At 71.5% G+C, this 23,924-nt stretch carries 28 protein-coding genes and 1 pseudogene; 24 read left to right on the forward strand and 5 right to left on the reverse strand.

Annotated features, from left to right (window positions below; genetic code table 11):
• Positions 1-22 precede the first annotated feature (22 nt).
• From sigK to ACZ7M7_RS12335, 9 genes are all read left to right on the forward strand, one after another.
• Positions 23-607 (forward strand): ECF RNA polymerase sigma factor SigK, encoded by a 585-nt coding sequence (sigK, locus tag ACZ7M7_RS12295; RefSeq protein WP_472115418.1) that lies wholly within the window; start codon positions 23-25, stop codon positions 605-607.
• Positions 607-1,359 carry an anti-sigma factor gene (locus ACZ7M7_RS12300; protein ID WP_472115421.1) on the forward strand — a complete coding sequence of 251 codons (753 nt, stop codon included), beginning with the start codon at positions 607-609 and terminating at the stop codon, positions 1,357-1,359. Before sigK ends, ACZ7M7_RS12300 begins: the two co-directional genes overlap by 1 nt.
• A 65-nt stretch (positions 1,360-1,424) precedes the next feature.
• Positions 1,425-2,258, forward strand: a complete 834-nt coding sequence (locus tag ACZ7M7_RS12305) for a M55 family metallopeptidase (RefSeq protein WP_472115424.1) — start codon at positions 1,425-1,427, stop codon at positions 2,256-2,258.
• A complete protein-coding gene (locus tag ACZ7M7_RS12310; RefSeq protein WP_472115427.1) occupies positions 2,251-3,555 on the forward strand; it encodes a M20/M25/M40 family metallo-hydrolase in 1,305 nt (434 codons plus the stop codon). Before ACZ7M7_RS12305 ends, ACZ7M7_RS12310 begins: the two co-directional genes overlap by 8 nt.
• A 16-nt stretch (positions 3,556-3,571) precedes the next feature.
• Complete coding sequence (locus ACZ7M7_RS12315) at positions 3,572-5,524, forward strand: dipeptidyl-peptidase 5 (protein WP_472115430.1); 1,953 nt, start codon at positions 3,572-3,574, stop codon at positions 5,522-5,524.
• Entirely contained in the window at positions 5,521-6,444 is a 924-nt protein-coding gene (locus tag ACZ7M7_RS12320; RefSeq protein WP_472115433.1) for a S66 peptidase family protein, read from the forward strand. Before ACZ7M7_RS12315 ends, ACZ7M7_RS12320 begins: the two co-directional genes overlap by 4 nt.
• A 142-nt stretch (positions 6,445-6,586) precedes the next feature.
• Positions 6,587-8,353, forward strand: coding sequence for a CocE/NonD family hydrolase (locus ACZ7M7_RS12325; RefSeq protein ID WP_472115436.1), 1,767 nt, complete (start codon positions 6,587-6,589; stop codon positions 8,351-8,353).
• A gap of 57 nt (positions 8,354-8,410) precedes the next feature.
• Positions 8,411-8,665 (forward strand): LapA family protein, encoded by a 255-nt coding sequence (locus ACZ7M7_RS12330; protein ID WP_383609865.1) that lies wholly within the window; start codon positions 8,411-8,413, stop codon positions 8,663-8,665.
• Positions 8,666-8,684: 19 nt separating this feature from the next.
• Positions 8,685-9,233, forward strand: coding sequence for a GNAT family N-acetyltransferase (locus ACZ7M7_RS12335; RefSeq protein WP_472115439.1), 549 nt, complete (start codon positions 8,685-8,687; stop codon positions 9,231-9,233).
• On the opposite strand, the gene ACZ7M7_RS12340 is transcribed toward ACZ7M7_RS12335, so the two are convergent.
• Positions 9,211-9,558, reverse strand: coding sequence for a DUF6204 family protein (locus ACZ7M7_RS12340; protein WP_472115442.1), 348 nt, complete (start codon positions 9,556-9,558; stop codon positions 9,211-9,213). The two genes, ACZ7M7_RS12335 and ACZ7M7_RS12340, sit on opposite strands and share 23 nt — an antisense overlap.
• A gap of 67 nt (positions 9,559-9,625) precedes the next feature.
• On the opposite strand from ACZ7M7_RS12340, the gene ACZ7M7_RS12345 reads away from it, so the two are divergent.
• A complete protein-coding gene (locus tag ACZ7M7_RS12345) occupies positions 9,626-10,525 on the forward strand; it encodes an arginase family protein (RefSeq protein WP_472115445.1) in 900 nt (299 codons plus the stop codon).
• Here ACZ7M7_RS12345 and ACZ7M7_RS12350 read toward each other — a convergent pair.
• Positions 10,516-10,863 carry a VOC family protein gene (locus tag ACZ7M7_RS12350; RefSeq protein WP_472115448.1) on the reverse strand — a complete coding sequence of 116 codons (348 nt, stop codon included), beginning with the start codon at positions 10,861-10,863 and terminating at the stop codon, positions 10,516-10,518. The two genes, ACZ7M7_RS12345 and ACZ7M7_RS12350, sit on opposite strands and share 10 nt — an antisense overlap.
• A 111-nt stretch (positions 10,864-10,974) precedes the next feature.
• On the opposite strand from ACZ7M7_RS12350, the gene ACZ7M7_RS12355 reads away from it, so the two are divergent.
• Positions 10,975-11,463, forward strand: a complete 489-nt coding sequence (locus tag ACZ7M7_RS12355) for a phage holin family protein (protein ID WP_383609875.1) — start codon at positions 10,975-10,977, stop codon at positions 11,461-11,463.
• Positions 11,464-11,769: 306 nt separating this feature from the next.
• On the opposite strand, the gene ACZ7M7_RS12360 is transcribed toward ACZ7M7_RS12355, so the two are convergent.
• On the reverse strand, positions 11,770-12,861 hold the full coding sequence (locus ACZ7M7_RS12360) for an enolase C-terminal domain-like protein (RefSeq protein WP_472115451.1): 1,092 nt from the start codon (positions 12,859-12,861) through the stop codon (positions 11,770-11,772).
• Between the two features lie 25 nt (positions 12,862-12,886).
• Positions 12,887-13,727 (reverse strand): annotated as a pseudogene (locus ACZ7M7_RS12365) (LLM class flavin-dependent oxidoreductase); the annotation flags it as partial.
• Between the two features lie 232 nt (positions 13,728-13,959).
• Between ACZ7M7_RS12365 and ACZ7M7_RS12370 the strand changes: the two are divergent.
• From ACZ7M7_RS12370 to ACZ7M7_RS12430, 13 genes are read left to right on the forward strand one after another with little or no spacing between them, the layout of a single operon-like run.
• Entirely contained in the window at positions 13,960-15,600 is a 1,641-nt protein-coding gene (locus ACZ7M7_RS12370; protein ID WP_472115454.1) for an NAD(P)/FAD-dependent oxidoreductase, read from the forward strand.
• Positions 15,597-17,444 carry a transketolase gene (locus tag ACZ7M7_RS12375; protein ID WP_472115457.1) on the forward strand — a complete coding sequence of 616 codons (1,848 nt, stop codon included), beginning with the start codon at positions 15,597-15,599 and terminating at the stop codon, positions 17,442-17,444. The genes ACZ7M7_RS12370 and ACZ7M7_RS12375 overlap by 4 nt, the downstream gene beginning before the upstream one ends.
• The gene (ligD, locus tag ACZ7M7_RS12380) at positions 17,441-18,406 is read left to right on the forward strand and encodes a non-homologous end-joining DNA ligase (RefSeq protein WP_472115460.1); all 966 of its coding nucleotides are present in this window, start codon (positions 17,441-17,443) and stop codon (positions 18,404-18,406) included. The genes ACZ7M7_RS12375 and ligD overlap by 4 nt, the downstream gene beginning before the upstream one ends.
• Before the next feature lie 60 nt (positions 18,407-18,466).
• Positions 18,467-18,799, forward strand: a complete 333-nt coding sequence (locus ACZ7M7_RS12385) for a gas vesicle protein GvpO (protein WP_383609890.1) — start codon at positions 18,467-18,469, stop codon at positions 18,797-18,799.
• 51 nt (positions 18,800-18,850) lie between these two features.
• Positions 18,851-19,285, forward strand: coding sequence for a gas vesicle structural protein GvpA (locus ACZ7M7_RS12390; protein WP_383609892.1), 435 nt, complete (start codon positions 18,851-18,853; stop codon positions 19,283-19,285).
• Positions 19,282-20,052, forward strand: coding sequence for a GvpL/GvpF family gas vesicle protein (locus ACZ7M7_RS12395; RefSeq protein ID WP_472115463.1), 771 nt, complete (start codon positions 19,282-19,284; stop codon positions 20,050-20,052). The genes ACZ7M7_RS12390 and ACZ7M7_RS12395 overlap by 4 nt, the downstream gene beginning before the upstream one ends.
• A 4-nt stretch (positions 20,053-20,056) precedes the next feature.
• Positions 20,057-20,320 carry a gas vesicle protein GvpG gene (locus ACZ7M7_RS12400; protein WP_383609898.1) on the forward strand — a complete coding sequence of 88 codons (264 nt, stop codon included), beginning with the start codon at positions 20,057-20,059 and terminating at the stop codon, positions 20,318-20,320.
• Complete coding sequence (locus ACZ7M7_RS12405) at positions 20,317-20,940, forward strand: DNA primase (protein ID WP_472115466.1); 624 nt, start codon at positions 20,317-20,319, stop codon at positions 20,938-20,940. Before ACZ7M7_RS12400 ends, ACZ7M7_RS12405 begins: the two co-directional genes overlap by 4 nt.
• Positions 20,937-22,076: an SRPBCC family protein gene (locus ACZ7M7_RS12410; protein WP_472115470.1), complete on the forward strand. Its 1,140-nt coding sequence runs from the start codon at positions 20,937-20,939 to the stop codon at positions 22,074-22,076. The genes ACZ7M7_RS12405 and ACZ7M7_RS12410 overlap by 4 nt, the downstream gene beginning before the upstream one ends.
• The gene (locus ACZ7M7_RS12415) at positions 22,073-22,402 is read left to right on the forward strand and encodes a gas vesicle protein (protein WP_383609907.1); all 330 of its coding nucleotides are present in this window, start codon (positions 22,073-22,075) and stop codon (positions 22,400-22,402) included. Before ACZ7M7_RS12410 ends, ACZ7M7_RS12415 begins: the two co-directional genes overlap by 4 nt.
• Positions 22,399-23,202 (forward strand): GvpL/GvpF family gas vesicle protein, encoded by an 804-nt coding sequence (locus ACZ7M7_RS12420; RefSeq protein ID WP_472115473.1) that lies wholly within the window; start codon positions 22,399-22,401, stop codon positions 23,200-23,202. The genes ACZ7M7_RS12415 and ACZ7M7_RS12420 overlap by 4 nt, the downstream gene beginning before the upstream one ends.
• Positions 23,199-23,387: a gas vesicle protein gene (locus ACZ7M7_RS12425; RefSeq protein WP_030953078.1), complete on the forward strand. Its 189-nt coding sequence runs from the start codon at positions 23,199-23,201 to the stop codon at positions 23,385-23,387. Before ACZ7M7_RS12420 ends, ACZ7M7_RS12425 begins: the two co-directional genes overlap by 4 nt.
• The gene (locus ACZ7M7_RS12430; protein WP_328421329.1) at positions 23,384-23,668 is read left to right on the forward strand and encodes a gas vesicle protein K; all 285 of its coding nucleotides are present in this window, start codon (positions 23,384-23,386) and stop codon (positions 23,666-23,668) included. The genes ACZ7M7_RS12425 and ACZ7M7_RS12430 overlap by 4 nt, the downstream gene beginning before the upstream one ends.
• Positions 23,669-23,712: 44 nt before the next feature.
• Here ACZ7M7_RS12430 and ACZ7M7_RS12435 read toward each other — a convergent pair whose 3' ends face one another.
• Positions 23,713-23,883 carry a hydrophobic protein gene (locus tag ACZ7M7_RS12435; protein ID WP_383609914.1) on the reverse strand — a complete coding sequence of 57 codons (171 nt, stop codon included), beginning with the start codon at positions 23,881-23,883 and terminating at the stop codon, positions 23,713-23,715.
• Positions 23,884-23,924 lie beyond the last annotated feature (41 nt).

Here is a 23,924-nt window from a genome sequence, read left to right on the forward strand (position 1 = left end):
ATTTACACAGGTGGGAGAGGGTGTGGCCAAGCGGGAGGCATCCGGGGCCCGGCGCATCGGTACATCCGAGACCGATCGCCTGTTGGTTTCCGTCGCTGCGGGCAGCCAGGACGCCTTCTCCCGGTTGTACGACGCGGCCGCCGGACCGATCTACGGAATCGCGTGCAGGGTGCTGAGGGACCCCGCGCGCGCCGAGGAGGTCACCCAGGAGGTCATGCTCGAGGTCTGGCAGAGCGCGCCGCGCTACCGGCCCGAGAGCGGGCACGCCATGACCTGGATGCTGACAATCGCTCACCACCGCGCCGTGGACAGCGTCCGCACGCTGCAAAGGTCCGCCGAGCGCGAGCGCGCCGTCTCCCAGCACGAGGCGACGCCGGCCTTCGACGACGTCGTGGACGCCGTGGAGGCGCTCGGGGAATGCGAACAGGTCCGCTCGTGCCTGAAGGAGCTCAGCACCGAGCTGCGGCAGCCGGTGGTGCTCGCTTACTACGAGGGCCTGACCCATACCGAGATCGCTTCGAGGCTGTCCCTGCCGCTCGGCACCGTCAAGAGCCGTCTGCGCAGGGCTCTGACCCGTCTGCGGCACTGCCTGGGAGCTCCGCCGTGATGACAGCCGACTCGCACGATGCACACGACCTCGTGGGTGCCTATGCGGTGAACGCCCTCACCCAGGAGCAACGGGAGGCCTTCCGCCGCCATCTTGCCGACTGCGCCGACTGCGTCCAGGAGACGCTCCGTCATCAGGAGGCCGCGGGCTGGCTGGCGCTCGCGGCAACCCGCACCCCGCCGCAGGGTCTGAAGGACCGCGTCCTCGCCGAGGTGGCCCGGACCCCCCAGCTTCCGCCGACGCTCCCCGGCCCCGCGAAGGGGCGCCGCTTCCGACGATCCACGCCCCCTCTGATGCATCTCGCGCTGGCCGCCAGTCTGGCCGCGGCCGCCGCGCTCGGCGGGCTGGCGGCCTGGCAGCACCAGGAAGCGCGGGACACCCGCCAGGAGGCCCGCAGCCAGGCCGCCGACCTCGGCCGGCTCCTCACGGCGCCCGACACCACCTTCGTCAGGAAGGACCTGGCCTACGGCGGATCCGGCACCGTGGCGGTTTCCCGGGAGCTGAACGAGGCCGTCTACTTCTGCCAGGACCTGGCCCCTCTGCCTGCGGACAAGACCTACCAGATGTGGTACGTCGACCCCGGCGACGCAGTCCGCTCCGCCGGGCTCCTCGCCGCCAAGGCCGGCCTGCAGTCCGCGTCCCTTCCCCCGCCCGGCGCCGCCGCCGCACTCGCCGTCACCGTCGAGCCGAGCGCAGGTTCCTCCCACCCCACCAGCGATCCGGTCGCCACCTTCCCGTTGCCCACGTCCTGATCGGGTGGGCCGGCGTTCTGCTGTCTCGTAGGAAGTTGCCTTGCCGACGCGTAACGTGAAGCAGCATGAGACTCCTCATCAGCGCCGACATGGAGGGCGCCACCGGCGTGACCTGGCCGGCCGACGTGCTGCCGGGGACGCCTCAGTGGGAGCGGTGCCGGGGAATGTTCACCTCGGACGTCAACGCCGCCGTGCTGGGATTCTTCGACGGGGGTGCCGACGCCGTCGTCATCAACGAGGCCCACTGGACCATGCGCAACCTGCTGCTCGAACGGCTCGACGAGCGCGCGGAGATGCTCACCGGACGGCACAAGACGCTGTCCATGGTCGAGGGCGTGCAGCACGGCGACGTGGACGGCATCGCCTTCGTCGGCTACCACGCGGGCGCCGGCATGGAGGGCGTCCTCGCCCACACCTACCTCGCGAACTCCATCACCGGGGTGTGGCTGAACGACGTAAGGGCGAGCGAGGGGCTGCTGAACGCGCACGTCGTCGCCGAGTACGGCGTGCCCGTCGTGCTCGTCACCGGCGACGACGTGGCCTGCGAGGACGCGCTCGGGTACGCGCCCGGGGCACTGAAGGTCGCCGTCAAGGACCACGTCTCGCGGTACGCGGCCGTATGCCGTACGCCGACCAGGACCGCGGGCGACATCCGCGCCGCGGCCAAGGAGGCGGCCGGACTGGCGGTCCGTCAGGAGCCGGTGAGCCAGGGCCCGTTCACCATCGCGGTCGAGTTCGACGCCGAGCACCTCGCGATGGCCGCCACCGTCGTCCCCGGTGTCGAACGGATCGGTGAGCGCAAGGTGGCGTACACCAGCGAACGCATGTACGAGGGAATCCGTACCTTCAAGGCGGTCACCACGATCGTCTCGGCCGCGGTGGAGGAGCAGTATGGCTGACGGGCAGGCACTGGACGAGGTCGTGACGTTCACCTCCGACCTCATCCGCATCGACACGACCAATCGCGGCGGCGGCGACTGCCAGGAGCGTCCCGCCGCCGAGTACGCCGCCGCGCAGCTGGCCGAGGCGGGCCTGACGCCCACCCTGCTGGAGCGCACCAGGGGCCGTACGAACGTCGTCGCCCGCTTCGAGGGCACCGACCCGTCGGCGGACGCGCTGCTCGTCCACGGACATCTGGACGTGGTGCCCGCGCAGGCCGACGAGTGGAGCGTGCACCCCTTCTCCGGGGAGATCCGCGACGGGGTCGTGTGGGGCCGGGGCGCGGTCGACATGAAGAACATGGACGCGATGATCCTGGCCGTGGTCCGGGGCTGGGCCCGCGCGGGCGTACGCCCCCGGCGGGACGTCGTGATCGCGTTCACCGCCGACGAGGAGGCGAGCGCCGAGGACGGCTCCGGATTTCTCGCGGACCGGCATGCGGGGCTGTTCGAGGGCTGCACCGAGGGCATCGGCGAGTCCGGCGCGTTCACCTTCCACGACGGCAGCGGCCGGCAGATCTACCCGCTCGCGGCGGGGGAGCGCGGCACCGGCTGGATCAAGCTGACGGCACGCGGGCGGGCCGCGCACGGTTCCCGGCCCAACCGGGAGAACGCGGTGAGCCGCCTCGCCGCCGCCGTCACCCGGATCGGCGCCCACGAGTGGCCGCTGCGGCTGACCCCGACCGTGCGCGCCGCCCTCACCGAACTCGCCGCGCTGTACGGCCTCGACGCCGACCTGGACGACGTGGACGGCCTGCTGGAGAAGCTCGGCCCGGCGGCCAAGCTCGTGGAGGCGACCGTCCGCAACAGCGCCAACCCGACCATGCTGGAGGCGGGTTACAAGGTCAACGTGATTCCGGGGGAGGCCGTGGCCTACGTCGACGGGCGGTATCTGCCGGGCTTCGAGGACGAGTTCCGGGCCACCGTCGACGAGCTCACCGGGCCCGACGTGGAGTGGGAGTTCCACCATCAGGAGGTGGCCCTCCAGTCACCCGTGGACTCGCCGACGTACGCCGGAATGCGCGCCGCCGTCGAGGAGTTCGCGCCCGAGGGCCACACGGTCCCGTACTGCATGCCCGGCGGCACCGACGCCAAGCAGTTCTCACGGCTCGGCATCACCGGGTACGGCTTCTCACCGCTGAGGCTGCCGGACGGGTACGACTACGGGGCCATGTTCCACGGCGTCGACGAGCGCGTGCCGGTCGAGGCGCTGCACTTCGGCGTCCGTGTCCTCGACCGCTTCCTGCGTACGGCCTAGGCGAGAGGGGGAGACAGTGCAGACGCTGGCCTACGGTTCCTGGCCCTCACCCATCGACGCGGCTCTCGCCGCCACCCACGACGGGCACCCCGAGTACGTGGGCTTCGTCGGCGACGAGGCCTGGTGGACCGAGCCGCGGCCGACCGAGGGCGGGCGGCGCACACTGGTGCGGCGCCGGGCCGACGGCACGGAGGAGTCCGTGCTGCCCGCTCCGTGGAACGTGCGCAGCCGGGTCGTCGAGTACGGCGGACAGCCCTGGGCCGGAGAGGTGGCCGACGGCCGGCCGCTCGTCGTCTTCGTCGACTTCGCCGACCAGCGGCTCTACCGGTACGAGGAGGGCGCCGAACCGCGTCCGATCACGCCCGTGTCCTCCGTGGGCGGTGGACTGCGCTGGGCGGAGCCGCAGCTGCGGCTCGACCTCGGTGAAGTGTGGTGCGTGCTGGAGGAGTTCACCGGCGAGGGGCCCACCGACGTGCGGCGTGTCCTGGCCGCCGTCCCGCTGGACGGCTCGGCGGCCGACAGCCGGGAAGCCGTACGCGAACTCACCGACGACCGGCACCGGTTCATCACCGGAGCGCGGATCTCGCCCGACGGGCGGCGCGCGGCGTGGCTCGTCTGGGACCATCCGCGGATGCCGTGGGACGGCACGGAGCTGCTGGTCGCCGACATCTGCGCCGACGGCACGCTCGCCGCCCCGCGGACCGTCGCCGGGGGCCCGGACGAGGCGATCGCGCAGGCCGACTGGTCGGCCGACGGCCGGCTGCTGTACGCCAGCGACCGCAGCGGCTGGTGGAACCTCTACCGCGACGGCGAACCGCTCTGCCCGCGCGAGGAGGAGTTCGGCGGACCGCTGTGGAAGCCGGGCCTGCGCTGGTTCGCCCCGCTGGCGAGCGGACCCGTCGCCGTCGTGCACGGGCGCGGCTCGACCGCCCTCGGCGTACTGGACCCCGAGACCGGCGAGGTCGTCGACGCGGCCGGCCCCTGGACCGAGTTCGCGCCCACCCTCGCGGTGTACGGCGAGCGGGTCGTCGCCGTCGGAGCGAGCCCCCGCAGCGCCTACGAGGTGGTGGAGCTCGACACCTGCACGGGCCGGGCCCGGGTCATCGGAGCCGAGCACGACGACGCCGTGGACCCCGCCCACTACCCCGAGCCGCAGATCCGCACCATCACCGGCCCGGCCGGAGACGAGATCCACGCGCACATCTACCCGCCGCACAACCCCGGCTGTGTGGCCCCCGGCGACACACCGCCGCCGTACGTCGTCTGGGCGCACGGCGGCCCCACCGGCCGTGCGCCCCTCGTCCTCGACCTGGCGATCGCCTACTTCACCTCGCGCGGCATCGGGGTCGCCGAGGTCAACTACGGCGGCTCCACCGGGTACGGCAGGGAGTACCGCAACCGGCTGCGCGAGCAGTGGGGCGTGGTCGACGTCGAGGACTGCGCGGCCGTCGCGCTCGCCCTCGCCGACGAGGGCACCGCAGACCGCGGCCGGCTCGCCATCCGCGGCGGCAGCGCGGGCGGCTGGACCACGGCCGCATCCCTCACCACCACCGACATCTACGCCTGCGGCACGATCCTCTACCCCATCCTCGACCTGGCGAGCTGGGGCGACGGGGAGACCCACGACCTGGAGTCGCAGTACCTGGAATCCCTGATCGGACCGCTCGCCGAGGTGCCGGCACGGTACGCGGAACGCTCACCCGCGGCGCACGCCGACCGCCTCACCGTGCCCTTCCTGCTGCTCCAGGGCCTCGACGACGTGATCTGCCCGCCGACCCAGTGCGAGCGGTTCCTCGCCCGCATGGAGGGGCGCCGGGTGCCGCACGCCTACATCGCCTTCGAGGGGGAGGGCCACGGATTCCGGCGCGCGGAGACGATGATCCGCGTCCTGGAGTCCGAACTCTCCCTGTACGCCCAGGTGTTCGGGCTCAACCCGCCCGGCGTCCCCAGACTGGAACTCGCCAAGTGAACCCCCTCCTTCGCCCCTCCAGGCTCGCCCCCGGCGCCCGCGTGGCCGTCGTCGCACCCAGCGGACCCGTTCCCGCGGAACGGCTGCGGGCCGGCCTCGACGTGCTGCGCGGCTGGGGCCTCGACCCGGTGGTGGCACCCCATGTGCTCGACCGGCACGAGGAGCTGGCGTACCTGGCGGGCGCGGACGCCGACCGGGCCGCCGATCTGCAGACCGCCTGGTGCGATCCGGCCGTCGACGCCGTGCTGTGCGCCCGGGGCGGCTACGGGGCGCAGCGCCTGGTCGACCTCCTCGACTGGGAGGCGATGCGGGCGGCCGGACCCAAGGTGTTCGTCGGCTTCAGCGACGTGACCGCGCTGCACGAGGCGTTCGCCAACCGGCTGGGCCTGGTCACCCTGCACGGACCGATGGCTGCGGGCGTCGACTTCATCAAGAACACGCGGGCGCAGGACCACCTGAGGGCCACGCTGTTCGAGCCGGACTCCGTGCGTACGATCGTCTCCACCGGCTCGGCACTGGTTCCCGGCCGGGCGCGGGGAGTCACACTCGGCGGCTGCCTCAGCCTGCTCGCCGCCGAGATCGGGACCCCGTATGCCCGGACCTCCGCACGTGGCGGTCTGCTGTGCCTGGAGGACGTGGGCGAGGAGACGTACCGGCTCGACCGCTACCTCACCCAACTCCTGCGCGCCGGCCTGTTCGACGGCGTGCGCGGCGTGCTGCTCGGGTCGTGGCAGGAGTGCGAGCCGTACGAGCGGGTGCGTGCGCTGCTCCTGGACCGGCTGGGTGGCCTCGGTGTGCCCGTTGTGGAGGAGTTCGGGTTCGGGCACGGTGAAGGGGCGTTGACGATCCCCCTCGGCGTGGGTGCCGAACTCGATGCCGGTGCAGGCACGTTGACCCTCGACGAGCCCGCGCTGCGCTGAGCGCTGTTCACTGAATCTCCGTCAAGAAACCCCCGTCACGGCGATTGACCTCGCTTGACACGTGTCACACCATGACAACCGACCAGTACTTACTGGTCGGTAAGCCGGGCTGTCCTCAGCGTGCCTCAGTGTGGAGGTCTCCGTGTCCCGTCGCGTGCCCAGATCACTCACCCTCGTCCTCGGCGCCACGCTCACCGCACCCCTCGCACTCACCGCTCCGGCCGCCGCGGGCGGCCAGTTCACCGTCACCGCCCTGAAGTTCACCGTCCAGGCGGGCGGCCGCACCTGCACCGTCGACGCCGATCTGTACCGGCCCGCGGGCGTGGACCGCGCCCACCCCGCACCCGCCGTCCTCGCCACCAACGGCTTCGGCGGCAGCAAGTCCGACGGCTCGACCGACGCCATAGGAAAGGCCTTCGCCCAGCGCGGGTACGTCTCCCTCATCTACTCCGGCCTCGGCTTCGGCAAGTCCGGCTGCCTGATCTCGCTCGACGACCCCACCATCGACGGCGTCGCCGCCTCGCGGCTGATCGACTTCCTGGGCGGCAGGCGCGCCGCCGACGACGGCACGAAGGCGGACTTCGTCACCCTCGACGCCCCCGGCGACCCGCGCGTCGGCATGGCCGGCGGCTCCTACGGCGGGGCCGTCCAGCTGGCCGCGGCGGCCGTCGACCAGCGCCTCGACGCGCTCGCGCCGATGATCACCTGGAACGACCTCGCGTACTCCCTCGACCCGAACAACGCCGTCGGCAGCGGCAGCGTGCCCGGCGCCTTCAAATGGCAGTGGGCCAACGGCTTCTACGTCATGGGCGAGGGGCAGCCGCTGCTGGAAGCCGGTCTCGACCCCTCCCGCATCAACTCCCTGGCCTGCCTGCACTTCGTCACCAAGGCCTGCGACACCATCCGCACCCTCAACTCCGGCCGCTACCCGGCCGAGCGGACCGCCGAGCTGCTCGCCTACGCGCGCAGCGTCTCCCCGGTGTCGTACCTGAGCCGCGTGAAGGCACCCACCCTCCTAGTCCAGGGCCAGGCCGACAGCCTCTTCAACCTCAACGAGGCGACGGCGACGTACAACACCCTCAAGGGCCAGGGGACACCGACGAAGATGATCTGGCAGTCCTGGGGCCACAGCGGCGGCCTCACCGACCCGGCCGCCGGTGAACTCGACCTCGCCCAGGGCAACCTGGAGACGAGCTACGTCGGCCGGCGCATCCTCGCCTGGTTCGACCGCTACCTGGGGAAGAAGAACGTCGACACCGGTCCGGCCTTCGCCTACTACCGCGACTGGATCACCGACCCCGACCACACCTACGCCACCGCCGACCGCGTCCCCGCGCTCAGCCGGACGCTCTACCTCTCCGGCGACGGCAAACTCGTCGACAACCGGAGCAAGGTGGCACGCGGCAGCCGCACCTACAGCAACTGGCTGACCCCCACCAGCCACTCGGAGAGCTCACTCGCCGCACTCCTCGGCATCCCGGACCCGGCGCCGTACGACACTCCGGGCACCCACCTCGGCTGGACCAGCGAGCCGCTCGCCCGCGCCACCGACGTCGTGGGCGCGCCCCGGGCCACGCTCAAGGTCGTCTCCCCGAAGGCCGAGCGGACGCAAACCTCGGCGGACGCCGCCGACAAGCTCGTGCTGTTCGCCAAGCTGTACGACGTGGCGCCGGACGGCACCCGGACGCTGGTGCACCGGCTGGTGGCACCGGTGCGGGTGCCCGACGTGACGAAGAGCTTCACGGTGACCCTGCCGGGGATCGTGCACCGGTACGAGAAGGGGCACCGGCTGCGGTTCGTGATCGCGGCGAGTGACGGTGCGTACTTCGGGAACCGGGGGATCAAGCCGGTGACCGTGGTCAGTGCGCCCCAGGACACGGGGGTGCTGCAGCTGCCGGTGCTCGGCTGAGCGCAGGTGAAGGCCGCTCACCGTGCGTGATCGCAGATTGGGGAGCATCCTGGACGTATGACCGCGAAGACGTCGGAGAGCGGCAGGAAGGTCGACGGGCACCGGGGTGGCGTGCGCGGGGCAATGACGCCGGCCCGGATCGCTGTGCTGGTGCTCGTCGTGCTCGCCCTGATCTTCATCTTCGAGAACACCGCTGAGACCGAGATCCGGCTGCTGATCCCCCTGGTGACGATGCCGCTGTGGGTGGCGCTGCTCGCCGTGGGCATCATCGGCGCACTGTTCGGGGCGTTCTTCATGCGACGGCGCCGCTGACCGGTCGTACGCTGTCGGAATGCCGCATCCCGCGTCCCGCTACCTCGCCGAAGGCCCCCGCGTGGGCATACGCCACTTCACCTATGAGGACGGTGGCGAGTTCACCACGCGCGCGCGAGAGAGCAAGGAACTGCACCAGCCGTGGCTCTTCCCGCCGGACAGCGGCGCCGCGTACGCCGCCTACGCCGGGCGGCTGATCGAGGACCCGACCAAGGCGGGGTTCCTGGTCTGCGTGAAGGACGACAGCGGGGGCATCGCGGGGTTCATCAACATCAACAACATCGTCGAGGGCGCCTTCCAGAGCGGCGCCCTCGGCTACGGCGCCTTCGCGCACGCGGCCGGGCGCGGCCTCATGCGGGAGGGCCTCGACCTCGTCGTCGGCCACGCCTTCGGCCCGTTGCGCCTGCACCGGCTGGAGATCAACGTCCAGCCGGCCAACACCGCCTCCATAGCCCTCGCCCGCGCCTGCGGCTTCCGCCTGGAGGGCTTCTCGCCGGGCATGCTCTTCATCGACGGGGCCTGGCGGGACCATCAGCGGTGGGCGATCACCGCCGAGATGCGGGCTTGAAGTTGATCTTCATCGTGTCGAGGTCCGTGACGGTCGACCTCAGATCGCGGAAGCCGTAGCCCAGCTCGCGCAGCGCCCCCTCGGCCCGGTCCTCGGCGATCGCGCCGGCCATCTCCTCGCCGTCCGCCGCGTCGGAGACCACCACGTAGCGCATCGAGAAGTGCTTGAGCGGCGACGGCTCGTAAAAGAGCGACCCCTCCTCGCTGAACCGCATGCTGGTCAGACCGTGCTCCCCGGCCTCGGCGAGCAGCCGCGCGCGGGCCGTGTCGGTGAGAGTGTCCCAAGTGCCCCGGACGATCACCCGGTACGTGTGCTGCTCGCTCATGCTCCCGCTACCTGCTCCCGCGTCAATGGCATTGAGGGTCGACTCTACGTCGGCGAGGATGAACCGCATGCGGAATATCGTCGTGCTCGACGCACCCTCCAACCTGGGCCTGCGCCCGCCCGCCCCCGGCACCGTGCCCGGCTGCTACAAGCTCGCCGGGGCATTGCGTGAGCAGCGGATCGTGCAGCGCCTGCGGGCACTGGAGGGCGGGGTGGTCGTGCCGCCGAGGTACGACCGGGGGGACTGGCAGGAGGGGGACGGCGTGTTCAACGCCGCCGCCCTCGCCGGGTACACCCGCAGGCTCGCCGACCGGATCGAGCACCATGTGCGCGCCGGGGACTTCCCGGTCGTCCTGGGCGGCGACTGTTCCATCAATCTGGGCGCCGCCCTCGCGCTGCGCCGTATCGGCCGCTACGGGCTGGCCGTCGTGGACGCCTCGCCCGACTTCCGGCACCCGGGCAACTCCGAGCGGGTCGGCGCGGCGGGCGGCGAGGAGGTCGCCCTGTCCACCGGGCGTGGGCAGGAGGACCTGACCAACCTGGAGGGGCTCAGGCCCTATCTGCGTGACGAGGACGTGCGGTACTTCGGCATCCGCGACTGCTTCGAGGAGGACCGGGCCGAGCTCGCCGACCTGAAGATTCCCGTGGTGACCGTCGGCGACCTGCGCGAATGGGGCGCGCAGGACCTCGGGTCCGTCACCCGCCAGGCCTTCGAGATCCCGCAGCTGGACGGCTTCTGGGTGCACCTGGACGCCGACGTCCTCGACCCGTCGGTCATGCCCGCCGTCGACAGCCCCGACCCGGAAGGCCTCATGCCCGACGAACTCGTCGCGCTGCTGCGGCCGTTGCTCGCCTCCGCGCACTGCGTCGGCCTCAACGTCACCATCTACGACCCCGATCTGGACCCGGAGGGCACGGCCGGCGCGCTGCTCGCCGACATCATCGTGTCGGCCTTCGATCAGGACTGACGGTCCGCGTACTCGTAGATCGTCCCGTCCGGATGCAGCGCCAGCAGATTGCGTCCCACCGGCGTCGGCACCGGGCCCGCGATGATGTGCGCGCCCAGCTCGCTCAGCACTTGGTGCGCCTCGTCGACGTCCTTGACGGCGATCGTCGCCGCGACCTTGCGCAGCACCTCCAACTCGGCCTCCGGACCGCTCATCAGCAAGAAGCAGCCGATCGCGGCCACCTGGACGCCGCCGCGCTCGAAGCGGAGGGCGGGGGCGCCCGCGAGCCGTTCGTAGAACGGGACCGCGGTCTCCAGGTCGTCGATGCAGACACGCAGCGTGGTTCCCAGGATGTCCATACGGACGAGCCTAGTTGGGGGCGGCCGGGGAGTGTGATCGTTTCACGCGATCCCCTCACGCGGCTCGTGACGGAGGTGTTATGCGTAAGCCTGTACGGGTACTCGGCGTCCATGGACCGCTTGGATCACCTTGAGCACCTGGACAAGCACCTGGTCGACGAGCTGGCACAGGTGGCGCGTGAGACCGTCCGCGACGAACTGCGCGAGCAGACGCGCAGGCAGCGCCGCCGGGCCACGCTGTACGCCGCGTCCGGCGCCGTCGCCCTGTACGCGGGCGCGGCCCTCGCGCTCGCGCTGGGACTGGGCCTCGCCGCCGGGCTGCCGGACTGGGCCGCCGCACTGATCACCGCGGTGATTCTCGGCGCGGCGGCGTATGCGCTGCGCGGCGCGGCACGTCCGTCCGCGAGCCGGCCGGCTCCGGACGAGGCGGGACTGACGGCCACTCACGGTCACACCGCCGAAGGCGCCGTGCCGTACCCGCCCATGCCGCCCGCGCCGCCCGGGTCCGCAGTGCCCGGCGTGGGGACGCCGGACGCGCGCGCTGCACGCAATCCCCACCCTGACGACATCGGCCCCGAGCAGCCGCACCACCGGGCGTGACGCCCGTGCGCATGCCGTGGGAGAGGGCCCTGCCGAAGCGCGGCAGGGCCCTCGTCGTGACCGGGCCGGCGGTGAGGCGCTGACCGTCACCGCGGACATGGCCGACGCCGAGCCGTCGACCACGCGGCCCGGCAAGTCGCCGACGCCTTCGGGCACATCGACGTCCGGGTCAACAACGCCTTTGCCGGGATCTTCGGCCCGTTCACCGAGATCACGAGGTCGGCTCCTCGCTCGCCCACCGCTGACCCGCATGACCCGTCGCCAGGCCCGTGGCCCGGGCTGTTCATGGGCACCCCGGTTCTCCTGCTAGGCGACCCGGTACTCCTGCGCCTCCTCCGCCCGCAACGTCAGCCCATGGCCGATGCCCTGGGCCGGGGCCACCGAGCCGCCTGTCGGGTCCAGGGCGCCGGTGAAGAGCATGTCCTCCAGGCGGACGTGGTCGTGGAACCACTCGATGTGGCGCAGGTTGGGGACGGCGGCCGCCGCGGCGGCGTGGGCGTGCGGGGCGCAGTGGGCCGAGACGTCCAGGCCGTGGGCCTGCGCCAGGGCGGCGGCGCGCAGGAACTCCGTGACGCCGCCGCAGCGGGTGGCGTCGATCTGGAGGCAGTCGACCGCGCCCGCGGTGATCATGCGGGCGAAGTACGGGAGGTCGTAACCGTATTCGCCGGCCGTGACGTCGCACGGCAGACAGTCGCGGACCAGACGCAGGCCCGTCAGGTCGTCCGAGGACACCGGCTCCTCGAACCAGCCGACGCCGTGCTCGGCGAGGGCGTGGCCGACGCGGACCGCCTGTTTGCGGGTGTAGGCGCCATTGGCGTCCACGTACAACTCCGCCTCTGGGCCGATCACTTGACGCGCTGCCTCGACCCGGGACACGTCGCGCAGCACCGCGCGGCCCCGGTCCTCACCGATCTTGATCTTCACGCGCGGGATGTGCTGCCCGTGCACCCAGCCGTTCAACTGCGCGGCCAGATGCTTGTCGTGGTACGTCGTGAAGCCGCCGCTGCCGTAGACGGGGACGCGTTCGCGGCACAGGCCGAGGAGCCGGGCCAGGGGCAGTTCGAGGAGCCGGGCCTTGAGGTCCCACAGGGCGATGTCCAGCGCCGAGATCGCGCACGCGGCGACGCCGGGGCGGCCGGCGTCGCGGATCGCGCGGCACATCGCGTCGTGCGCGGCCGGGATGTCCAGGGCGTTACGTCCCTCGACGAGGGGGGCGAGATGGTCGCGCAGGAAGTCGCCGATCGCCGCCGGGCCGTACGTCCAGCCGGTGCCGGTCGCGTCGCCCGCCGCCACCTCGGCGATCACCACGGTGGTGGAGTTCCAGGCCAGCGTGCCGTCCGCCTCGGGGGCGTCGGTGGGGACCGTGTAGACGGAGACGACGGGGAGATGGAGTTTCATGGCGCCTGGGCCGTTCCTCGCAGTGCCGGAGCCGCGGCAGCACCTTCGTACGGTGGACGTCGACGAAGCCGCGTCGGTCGGGTCCGATCCGGTTGACGCAGATCCGGTCGAAGCCCGCCTCGGTGGAGGCGTTCAGCGGCTCGAGCTGCTCGAAGCGGCTCGGCGAGGGCGGGATCCGGCCCATCCCGCCGGGCGGCAGCTGGTTGGACCACAGTCGGCGGACGGTGCGTACGGCCTCGTCGCGGTCGGTGCCGTGGCAGACCTTCGTGCCGCCCATGACCGGCTTGGCGTTCCCGCCGCCCGACGCGGGGTGCCCCCACGCCCTGGAGGCAGTGGGGGAGGAACAGGGTGACCAGCTCCTCGTCCGGCACCCTCGTGACGAAGCCGTCGCCGACCCGCGCCGCGAGGGAGGTCGCCGCCGGGCCGCAGCCGGAGATGTCGATCTGGACGGGCTCGTCGGGGACCGTGCTGAGGCGGGCGTACTCCACCCGGTAGTGGTTCCCGTAGTGGCTGATCTCCTCGCCCGAGAAGAGCCGGCGCATGATCACCTCGCCGGTACCGACGCCGAGCCGGAATCGGCCGTTCGTCATCACCGCGCAGGTCGCCGCCGCTCGGGTCACCACCGCCGGGTGGATCCGCACGGTCGGACAGGTCACGGCCGTCTCGAGGGGCAGGGACACCGCCTCCGGGAGCGCGCCGATCACCGACCACACGAAGGGGCTCCGGCCCTGCGCGTCGTTCCACGGGTGGTGGTGGTCCGAGATCCACAGCAACCGGAATCCGGCCTGCTCGGCCATCCGCGGCCGCTCGACGAGATCGGCGGGCCTGCACTCCTCGGTCGCCGGGAAGTAGCCGTACTCGGGCATGGGGAGCACCTCCGGGGCTGCCGCGTCGGCCGCGGGGACGGTCGCCGTCCCGGGTACCCGGAGGTCCGGCCGGAAACCGGGCCGGCCGTCCCGGCGTGGCCCTGACGTGCCGCCTTGTCGCGCCGCCTCGAGGTGCCGGAAACCGGCGCCGTCCCCGGGGCGGACGTTTGGCGGCCCTGACCAGGGGGACGCGGAAGGCTCCCGAGGTACGCGACAGGCCCGGAGGCCAACCGTGAGTCGACCCCGCATCGTGATCGTCGGCGCCGGATTCGCCGGGTACCGGGCGGCACGCACCCTGTCCCGGATCACCCGGCGTCAAGCCGACATCACCCTGCTGAACCCGACCGACTACTTCCTGTATCTGCCCCTGCTGCCCCAGGTCGCCGCCGGCATCCTGGAACCACGCCGGGTGACCGTCTCGCTGTCCGGCACCCTGCGCCATGTGCGGCTCGTGCTGGGCGAGGCCGACAGCATCGACCTGGACGGAAACACCGTCCACTACACCGGCCCCGAGGGCGACGTGGGAACGCTGCCCTACGACCGGCTGATCCTCGCCGCGGGCAGCGTGAACAAGCTGCTGCCCATCCCCGGCGTCGCCGAGCACGCGCACGGCTTCCGCGGCCTTCCCGAGGCGCTGTACCTGCGCGACCACGTGACCCGGCAGGTGGAGCTCGCCGCCACCGCGGACGACCCCAAGAGCTGCGCCGCACGCTGCACCTTCGTGGTGGTGGGTGCCGGATACACCGGCACGGAGGTCGCCGCGCAGGGCCAGCTGTTCACCGACTCCCAGGTGCGCAAGCACCCCCTGCGCGCGGGCATGCGGCCACGCTGGCTGCTGCTCGACATCGCCGATCGCGTGCTGCCCGAGATGGACGAGAGGCTGTCGCGGACCGCCGACCGGGTGCTGCGGCAGCGGGGCGTGGACGTGCGGATGGGCACCTCGGTGAAGGAGGCCACGCACAACGGGGTGGTGCTGAGCGACGGCTCGTTCGTCGACACCCGCACGCTCGTGTGGTGCGTCGGCGTACGGCCCGATCCGCTCGCCGAGTCCCTCGAACTGCCCATGGAGAAGGGCCGTCTGCTCGTCGACCCGCACCTCCAGGTGCCGGGCCGGCCCGAGCTGTTCGCCGCCGGGGACGCGGCCGCCGTGCCCGACCTGGAGAAGCCCGGCGAGTACACGCCGATGACCGCCCAGCACGCCTGGCGGCAGGGCAGGACGGTGGGCCAGAACGTGGCCGCGTCCCTCGGCATGGGCGAGCGGCGCGCCTACCGCCACCGTGACCTGGGCTTCGTCGTCGACCTGGGCGGCGTCAAGGCCGCGGCCAACCCGCTCGGCGTCCCCCTGTCCGGCGTGGCGGCGGGCGCGGTGACCCGCGGCTACCACCTCGCGGCCATGCCGGGCAACCGCGTCCGCGTCGCCGCCGACTGGCTCCTGGACGCCGTACTGCCGCGCCAGGCCGTGCAGTTGGGGCTGGTGCGGTCGTGGTCGGTACCGCTGGACACGGCGTCGCCGGAGCTGGCCCGGGTGCCGGGGCGGTCGGAGACAGGGGAGCAGGACAAGAAGGCGGAGAAGCACGGCGAGCCTGCCGGGAAGCAGCCGGCGGGCGAGCCCGCCCGGAACCAGGCCGACGGCCCCGAGGGAACCGAACCGCCCGACCCCGTTCAGGACCCCGACGCCGCCAAGCACCCCGAACCTCCCGGCCCCGTGAAGCGGCCCAACTCCCGGGCGGGCGGCCGTGAGCCGGGTTCCGATACCGATGCCGACACGGACGGCCGGCCTCCCCCCGGGACACCGGCCGTCCACAAACCGCACCCGGACGCGCCCATCGCCCCCGAACCCCGCTCCCAGGACCCTTCGAAAGGAGACTCATGAACACCGCTGAACTCGTCGAACTGGCGCAGCAGTTGCGGGTGGACAGCGTGCGTGCCTCCGACGCCGCGGGATCGGGGCATCCGACCTCGTCGATGTCCGCCGCGGATCTGATGGCCGTCCTCCTCGCGGAGCACCTCCGCTACGACATCGACCGGCCCGCCCACCCCGGCAACGACCGCTTCGTCCTCTCCAAGGGACACGCCTCGCCGCTTCTGTACTCCGCCTACAAGGCTGCCGGCGCCATCGAGGACGGCGAACTGGTCACCTTCCGCAAGCTCGGCAGCCGGCTCGAAGGGCATCCGACGCCGCGGCGGCTGCCGTGGGTGGAGACCGCGACCGGGTCGCTCGGGCAGGGACTGCCGGTCGGCGTGGGCATCGCGCTGGCCGGGCAGCGGCTGGACCGGACCGGGTACCGGGTGTGGGTGCTGTGCGGGGACAGCGAGCTCGCCGAGGGGTCCGTGTGGGAGGCCGCCGAGCACGCGGCGTACGAGCGTCTGGACAACCTCACCGCCATCGTCGACGTGAACCGGCTCGGCCAGCGCGGCCCGACCCGCCACGGTCATGACCTCGACGCCTACGCCCGCCGCTTCCAGGCCTTCGGCTGGCACACCATCGAGATCGACGGGCACGACGTGGACGCCATCGACCGCGCGTACGCAGAGGCCGAGTCCACCGTCGGGCAGCCCACCGTGATCCTCGCCCGCACCCTCAAGGGCAAGGGCGTCGAGGCTGTGGAGGACCGCGAGGGACTGCACGGAAAGCCGCTGCCGGATGCCGACGAGGCCATCGCCGAACTCGGCGGACGGCGCGACCTGCGCATCCACGTCCACGAGCCGTCCGCGACCCGCATGCTGCACTCCGTACCCGACGGCCGCCTCGACCTGCCCCGCTGGGACAAGGGGGAGGAGGTCGCCACCCGCAACGCCTACGGCGAGGCGCTCGCCGCGCTCGGCACCGGTCGCGGCGACATCGTCGCCCTCGACGGCGAGGTGAGCGACTCCACCCGTGCCGAGTTCTTCGCCAAGGAACACCCCGACCGCTTCTTCGAGTGCTACATCGCCGAGCAGCAGCTGGTCGCCGCGGCGGTGGGGCTCGCGACCCGTGGCTGGGTGCCGTACGCCTCCACCTTCGCCGCCTTCCTCACCCGCGCCCATGACTTCGTGCGCATGGCGTCCGTCAGCGGCGCCGGTATCAACCTCGTCGGCTCGCACGCGGGCGTCGCGATCGGGCAGGACGGGCCGAGCCAGATGGGCCTGGAGGACCTCGCGATGATGCGGGCCGTGCACGGCTCGACCGTGCTGTACCCGTGCGACGCCAACCAGGCCGCGCAGCTCGTCGCAGCCATGGCCGGCCTGGAGGGCGTCCGCTATCTGCGCACCTCGCGCGGCGCCGCCCCGGTCGTCTACGGCCCCGACGAGGAGTTCCCGGTCGGCGGCAGCAAGGTGCTGCGCTCCAGTGACCGCGACCGGCTGACCGTCGTCGCGGCCGGCGTCACCGTGCACGAGGCGCTCGCCGCCGCCGACGCCCTGGCCCGCGACGGCATCCAGGTCAGGGTCGTCGACCTCTACTCGGTCAAGCCCGTCGACCGGGACACCCTGCGCCGGGCCGCCGAGGAGACCGGCTGCCTGCTCACCGTGGAGGACCACCACGAGGAGGGCGGCATCGGCGACGCCGTCCTCGACGCGTTCCTCGACGGGCGCCCCGTGCCCCGCCTGGTGCGCCTCGCCGTGCGCATGATGCCGGGCTCGGCCTCGCCGGACGAGCAGCTGCACGCCGCCGGCATCGACGCCGCCTCCATCGCCGCCGCGGGCAAGCTGCTGGTGGAGGAGGCGGTCGTACGGTGACCGACGACGACGGTACGAGGAAGGTGCGGGCGGGCCGCCGTACCGTCGAGGTCAAACGCGTCGACAAGGTGCTCTTTCCCGGCGACGGGGGCGCGAAGGAGTACACCGAGGGCGACCTCGTCGACTACTACCGGTCCGTCGCCGAGTTCATGCTGCCGCACCTGCGTGGCCGCCCGCTGATGCTGGAGCGGCACCCCGACGGCGTCGACGGCCCGCAGTTCATGCAGAAGAACACCCCGGAGCACTACCCGGACTGGATCTCCCGCGTCGAGGTCGCCAAGGAGGACGGCACCGTCCGCCACACGGTCTGCGACGACGTCGCGACCCTCGTCCACCTCGCCGACCAGGCCTGCCTCACCCTGCACCGCTGGCTGTCGCGCACCGAGCTCCCCCACTCTCGACTTCGCTCGAGCGGGGGGACCCCCATCGACCGGCCCGACCGCATGGTCTTCGACCTCGACCCGGCCGGCGACGACTTCGCGGGGGTGAGGGAGGCGGCCGGGCTGCTGGGCGAACTGCTCGACGAGCTGAAGCTGGCGTCGGCACTGATGACCACCGGGTCACGCGGCCTGCACATCGTGGTGCCGCTGAAGGGAGAGGAGGACTTCGACCAGGTACGCGAGTTCGCCCGGGACGTCGCCGACACTCTCGTGGCCGCCCACCGGGACCGGCTCACCACCGCCGCCCGCAAGAAGGACCGCGGCGACCGCCTCTACCTCGACGTGCAGCGCAACGCCTACGCCCGGACAGCGGTCGCGCCCTACACCGTGCGCCCCCGTCCCGGCGCACCCGTCGCCACCCCGCTGACCTGGTCCCACCTGGACGACCCGGACCTCGACGCCCGCCGCTGGACCATCGCGGACGCCGTGGAACAGGCCCGCACGAACCCATGGAAGGGGGTGATGAGCCGGCCCCGTGCGCTGGGACCCGCGCGCCGCCGGCTCGACGCACTCCGTGGCTGAGACACACAAACTCATGGGTTTGGCCAAGGCCTTCCGGGCCACTCGCCGTTGGAGGCGCCCATGACTGATTCACAGAACTCACCCAAGTCATCCAGACAACGACAGGGCGGGGCGGACGACAAGCCGTCCCCCATGGAGGTGCTGCGCCAGGCACGCGCCCAGCTCGCCGAACTCACCGGCAAGGACGCCGAGACGGTGTCCTCGTTCGAACAGACCGAGGACGGCTGGGCACTGGAGATCGAAGTCCTGGAGCTGAGCCGCGTCCCCGACACGATGAGCCTGATGGCGAGCTACCAGGTGGAACTCGACCACCAGGGGCAGCTCACCGGCTACCGCCGTGTCCGCCGCTACGAACGCGGGCGGTCCGACGCACGCAGGTCCGGCGGCCGCTAGGCCGCTCACCCACGCCCGTCACACCATTCCCGGACAAGGAGAAAGATCGGCATGACCGTGGTACCCGCACAGCAGTCCGGCGGCGGAGGTGGCAGCAGCGGCCTCTACGACGTCCTGGAACTCGTCCTCGACAGGGGGCTCGTCATTGACGCATTCATACGGGTCTCCCTCGTCGGCATCGAGATCCTGAAGATCGACGTCAGGGTCGTCGTCGCCAGCGTCGACACCTATCTCCGCTTCGCGGAGGCGTGCAACCGCCTCGACCTGGAGGCGGGCCCGCGCAAGAGCCCGGGTCTGCCCGACCTCGTCGGGGAGATCACCGAGTCCGGCGCACGCGGCAAGTCCAAGGGGGCGCTGTCCGGCGCCGCCGAGACCATCTCGGACGCCTTCAAGCAGGCTCGGGACGACCGGGACGAGGGTGAGCGCGAGTCCAGGCCGCGCGCCCGCAAGTCCACCGCGTCCCGCAGGAAGGAGGAGCAGGAGTGAGCACGTATGTGTACGGCATCACCGCGAGCTCGCACCCCTCACTCCCGAGCGCCGTGGGCGGCGTCGGCGACCCGCCCCGCCAGTTGCGCATGCTGAAGCAGGGCGACCTGGCGGCCCTCGTCAGCGACGCCCCCGAAGGGCTGCGCCCCAAGCGCAGGGAACTGCTGGCCCACTCGAACGTGCTCGCCGAGGCGGGCGCGGCCGGCTGTGTGCTGCCCATGCGGTTCGGCAGCGTCGCCCCTGACGACGGCACGGTCACCGGTGTCCTCGCGGAACGCGCCGAGCACTACAAGGAGCGGCTCACCGCCCTGGACGGCAAGGTCGAGTACAACATCAAGGCCAGCCACGCCGAAGAGGCCGTACTGCATCGGGTGCTCTCCGAGAACCCGGAGATCCGGGCCATCACGGAGGCCAACCGGCAGGCGGGCGGCGGCACCTACGAGGAGCGGCTGCGGCTCGGCGAGATGGTGGTCGCCGCGGTCAAGGCCCAGGAGGCCGAGGACGCCACCGACGTCCAGCACACCCTGGAACCGGCCGCGGACGCGGTCAGCGTGGGCCCCGACTCCTCCGGCTGGCTCGCCAACGTGTCGTTCCTGGTGGACCGCGGCGGCGTCGAGACGTTCCTCACGGCCGTGGAGCAGCTCCGCAAGGGCCATCCGCACCTCGAACTGCGTCTCAACGGCCCGTTGCCGCCGTACAGCTTCGTCGACCCCGGCCCCGCCGAGCCCGCGGGAACCACGATCGGCGCGGAGAGCACGGAGGAGTGAGGCCGTGGGACTGGTCGGAGAGGTACTGCTGCTGCCGTTCGCCCCGGTGCGCGGCAGCGCATGGGTGATCGGACAGGTCGTGCAGGAGGCGGAGCGCATCTACTACGACCCGGCGACGGTGCGCGCCGAACTCGCCGCCTTGGAGGAGCAGTTGACCTCGGGCGAGATCGACGAGGACGAGTTCGACCGCCGGGAGGACGAACTCCTCGACCGGCTGGAGATCGCGCTCGGGCGCACCGGACCGGAAAGTGATGGGACGGCACTATGAATCGATTGGGACTGGGCCTCGCGGTAGGGGCCGGATACGTCCTCGGACGTACGAAGAAGATGAAACTGGCGTTCGCCATCGGCACCATGGTGGCCGGCAAGCGGATGCATCTGAGCCCGCGGGCGCTCGCGGACCTGGTGTCCCAGCAACTGCAGAACAACCCGCAGTTCAAGGAGATCGGGGACCAGCTGCGCGAGGACCTGCGAGGCGTCGGACAGGCCGCGTCGGGCGCCCTCGTCGAGCGGCAGCTCGACGCCTTCGCCGACCGGCTGCACGGGCGTACCGCACAGGTGCGTGACCAGCTGGAGGGCATTGTTCCCGAGACGCCGGATCTCGGCGGCCGGGACGAGGATGCCGAGGAGTCGGAGTACGACGAGCCCGAGGCCTCGGAATCCGAGTCCGAGGAGCCCGAGGAGTCCGAGGGGAGGCCGCGCCGGAAGGCGGCCAAGAAGGCTCCGGCGAAGAAGACCGCGAAGTCGGCGGCCAAGAAGGCGCCCGCCAAGAAGACCGCGGCCAAGAAGACGACAGCGAAGAAGACGGCCGCCAAGAAGACGACCGCCGCACGCGGGGCCGCCCGGAGCGCGCGGGCCCGGGTGCCGAAGGGTGGTGGCGAGCGATGACCGACACGCTCGGATCTGCGAGTTCGACCGCCCGCGGGGCGAAGGAATCGCTCAGCGGCGTCGCCCAGAGCGAGGCAGCCGACCGGCTCAAGGCCGAACTGCGCGACTACGTGGCCGCACAGGCCACACGACTGCTGACCGGCGCCGGCCGCAAGCTCGGCGAGACCACGCTGAAACTGAACGACATCGCCGACGGCAAGAGCCCCGGCTTCGCCAAGCTCGCCCTGGACGGCGGCCGCAAGCTCGCCGAGGGCAAGGGGCCCCTGCGCTCCGCACTGGAGCTCGGCGCGTCACGGGCCAAGGACAGCGTGACAGGAGCGCTGAAGAACCTCGTCGGCGGCAAGGGCAAAGGCAAGGGCGGAGCGGGCAAGAAGCCCACCGTCATCCTCGAGTACGTCGATGTCGGCGTCCCGCTGCGCACCGCGTACGACCAGTGGACCCAGTACCAGGACTTCAGCACCTTCGCGAAGGGCGTGAAGAACGCGAACCGTGCCGACGACACGAGTTCCGACTGGCAGATGAAGGTCTTCTGGTCCAACCGCAGCTGGAAGGCGCACACCACCGAGCAGGTACCCGACGACCGCATCGCGTGGACGTCGGAGGGCGCCAAGGGCACCACGAAGGGCGTCGTCTCCTTCCACCGGCTCGCCGAGAACCTCACCCGCGTCCTGCTGGTCATCGAGTACTACCCCAAGGGCCTGTTCGAGAAGACCGGCAACATCTGGCGCGCCCAGGGCCGCCGCGCCCGCCTCGACCTCAAGAACTACGTCCGCTTCATCACCCTCAAGGGAGAGGCTGAGGACGGCTGGCGCGGGGAGATCCGCGACGGCGAGGTCGTCCGCAGCCACGAGGATGCGGTCGCGGAGGAGGACGAGGAGGCGTACGAAGGAGAAGAGGAGGAGGACGAGGAAGCGCCTCGCGCCGAGGAGGAGGAAGAGGACGAGGCGGGCGAGGAGGACGCGGAGTACTCGGACGAGGACGCGGAGGAGCCGGAGGAGGAGTACGAGGCCGACGGCGAGGCCGATGACGAGTACGAGTACGAGGACGAACCCGAGGCCGAGGAGGAAGCCGAGAAGGAGCCCGAGGACGAGGAAGTCGACGAGGCCGAGTACGCCGGTGGCAGGAGCCGCCGATGACGACCCCCGGGCGGCTGCCCCAGCCCTACGGTCACGACGGCGGCGGCGCCAACCTCGCCGACATCCTCGAGCGCGTGCTCGACAAGGGCGTGGTCATCGCGGGCGACATCCGGATCAACCTGCTCGACATCGAACTCCTCACCATCAAGCTGAGGCTCATCGTCGCCTCGGTGGACAAGGCGAAGGAGATGGGCATCGACTGGTGGGAGGACGACCCCGCCCTGTCCACACGGGCCCGCCGCGACGAACTCACCAGGGAGAACGCCGAGTTGCGTGAGCGCCTGGCCCAGCTGGAGCCCGCCCGGGCACAGGAGGAGGCCCCATGACCGCACTGCGCTATGTCTACGCCGTCTGCCGCCCCTTTCGCTCTGCCCTCCAGTCCCAGCTGGCGGGGGTGGCCGGGGCGCCGCCGAAGCAGCTGACCCACCACGGCCTGATCGCCGTCGTCAGCACGGTGCCCGAGGCGGACTTCGCCGAGGAGCCCCTGCGGGCCCACCTGGAGGACATGGAGTGGCTCACGTCGACGGCCCGGGCCCATCAGCAGGTCATCGACGCGCTCACCGTCGTCACCACCCCGCTGCCGCTGCGGCTCGCCACCGTCTTCCGGGACGACAGCGGCGTACGCACGATGATGGAGGCCCGCGAGGAGGACTTCCGGCGCATCCTCGACCGGCTCGAGGGGCGGGTCGAGTGGGGCGTGAAGGTGTACGCCGAAACGGAGTCCACGGAGGCCGAGCAGCCCGCCGAGCCCGCGGAGACCGCCAAACCGGAGGCCGCGGGCACGTCGGGCCGCGACTATCTGCGCCGGCGGCGCATGCAGACGCGGGCCCGCGAGGACGTGTGGCAAAAGGCCACCGCATTGGCCGGCCGGCTGCACGAAAAACTCTCCGCGTTCGCCGAGGATTCCCGGCTCCACGCCCCACAGAGCGCCACCCTTTCCGGGGCGTCCGGGCAGAATATGCTCAACGCCGCCTATCTGGTGCCGCGCGCGGTTTCCGAGGAATTCGTGGAACTGGTGGACCGGGAGAAGGATGACGCCCCCGGAATCCGCGTCGAACTCACCGGACCCTGGGCGGCCTATTCGTTCACCGAGGAGTTCGCGGAGGAACCGGAGGAGCGGCAGTGACCGTCGTGGAACGCCGTGAGGTCGCCCTCGTGGACCTGCTCGACCGGCTGCTCGCCGGGGGCGTCGTCGTCACGGGGGACATCACCCTGCGCATCGCGGACGTCGACCTCGTCCGTATCGACCTGAACGCACTGATCAGCTCCGTCAACGAGCAGGTTCCGTCGCCCTGGGGGGAGTTGACGTGACATCACAACGCAACCGCCTGGACCTCGAACCCGACACCGTGGAACGCGACCTCGTGAAACTCGTCCTGACGGTCGTGGAGTTGCTGCGCCAGCTCATGGAACGGCAGGCGGTGCGCCGCTTCGACACGGGCGAGCTGAGCGAGGAGCAGGAGGAGCGCATCGGGCTCACGCTGATGCTGCTCGACGATCGCATGACCGAGCTGCGCGAGCGCTACGGACTGCGGCCCGAGGACCTCAATCTGGACCTCGGGCCGCTGGGACCGCTGCTTCCCCGGGAGTGAATTCACCTCGGTGAATTCAGTTCACTCCCGGCATATCCTCTTTCTCACCACCGATACCAGCGGCCCCTGCCTCCTGCCGTGGTTGTACCGCGCATCACGAATCCCAGGAGCCACAGTACGAGGACCACGATCGCGATCCACCAGAGTGCCTTCAGTGCAAATCCGGCACCGAAGAGAATCAGAGCCAGTAGCAGTACGAGCAGAATAGGAACCATAATTTGACCTCCTGCCCGTCGAGTTTCCAGAAAGGCACGAT

Source organism: Streptomyces sp. NPDC111606, assembly GCF_055656945.1.

What these genes read in the sequence shown, in the direction of transcription:
- ACZ7M7_RS12420 (WP_472115473.1), top strand. Translation starts at nt 22,399, where the DNA reads ATGACCGCACTGCGCTATGTCTACGCCGTCTGCCGCCCCTTTCGCTCT.
- ACZ7M7_RS12310 (WP_472115427.1), top strand. Translation starts at nt 2,251, where the DNA reads ATGGCTGACGGGCAGGCACTGGACGAGGTCGTGACGTTCACCTCCGAC.
- ACZ7M7_RS12305 (WP_472115424.1), top strand. Translation starts at nt 1,425, where the DNA reads ATGAGACTCCTCATCAGCGCCGACATGGAGGGCGCCACCGGCGTGACC.
- ACZ7M7_RS12410 (WP_472115470.1), top strand. Translation starts at nt 20,937, where the DNA reads ATGACCGACACGCTCGGATCTGCGAGTTCGACCGCCCGCGGGGCGAAG.
- ACZ7M7_RS12405 (WP_472115466.1), top strand. Translation starts at nt 20,317, where the DNA reads ATGAATCGATTGGGACTGGGCCTCGCGGTAGGGGCCGGATACGTCCTC.
- ACZ7M7_RS12385 (WP_383609890.1), top strand. Translation starts at nt 18,467, where the DNA reads ATGACTGATTCACAGAACTCACCCAAGTCATCCAGACAACGACAGGGC.
- ACZ7M7_RS12375 (WP_472115457.1), top strand. Translation starts at nt 15,597, where the DNA reads ATGAACACCGCTGAACTCGTCGAACTGGCGCAGCAGTTGCGGGTGGAC.
- ACZ7M7_RS12390 (WP_383609892.1), top strand. Translation starts at nt 18,851, where the DNA reads ATGACCGTGGTACCCGCACAGCAGTCCGGCGGCGGAGGTGGCAGCAGC.
- ACZ7M7_RS12350 (WP_472115448.1), bottom strand. Translation starts at nt 10,863, where the DNA reads ATGGACATCCTGGGAACCACGCTGCGTGTCTGCATCGACGACCTGGAG.
- ACZ7M7_RS12300 (WP_472115421.1), top strand. Translation starts at nt 607, where the DNA reads ATGACAGCCGACTCGCACGATGCACACGACCTCGTGGGTGCCTATGCG.
- ACZ7M7_RS12340 (WP_472115442.1), bottom strand. Translation starts at nt 9,558, where the DNA reads ATGAGCGAGCAGCACACGTACCGGGTGATCGTCCGGGGCACTTGGGAC.
- ACZ7M7_RS12345 (WP_472115445.1), top strand. Translation starts at nt 9,626, where the DNA reads ATGCGGAATATCGTCGTGCTCGACGCACCCTCCAACCTGGGCCTGCGC.
- ACZ7M7_RS12335 (WP_472115439.1), top strand. Translation starts at nt 8,685, where the DNA reads ATGCCGCATCCCGCGTCCCGCTACCTCGCCGAAGGCCCCCGCGTGGGC.
- ACZ7M7_RS12360 (WP_472115451.1), bottom strand. Translation starts at nt 12,861, where the DNA reads ATGAAACTCCATCTCCCCGTCGTCTCCGTCTACACGGTCCCCACCGAC.
- ACZ7M7_RS12330 (WP_383609865.1), top strand. Translation starts at nt 8,411, where the DNA reads ATGACCGCGAAGACGTCGGAGAGCGGCAGGAAGGTCGACGGGCACCGG.
- ACZ7M7_RS12355 (WP_383609875.1), top strand. Translation starts at nt 10,975, where the DNA reads ATGGACCGCTTGGATCACCTTGAGCACCTGGACAAGCACCTGGTCGAC.
- ACZ7M7_RS12435 (WP_383609914.1), bottom strand. Translation starts at nt 23,883, where the DNA reads ATGGTTCCTATTCTGCTCGTACTGCTACTGGCTCTGATTCTCTTCGGT.
- ACZ7M7_RS12415 (WP_383609907.1), top strand. Translation starts at nt 22,073, where the DNA reads ATGACGACCCCCGGGCGGCTGCCCCAGCCCTACGGTCACGACGGCGGC.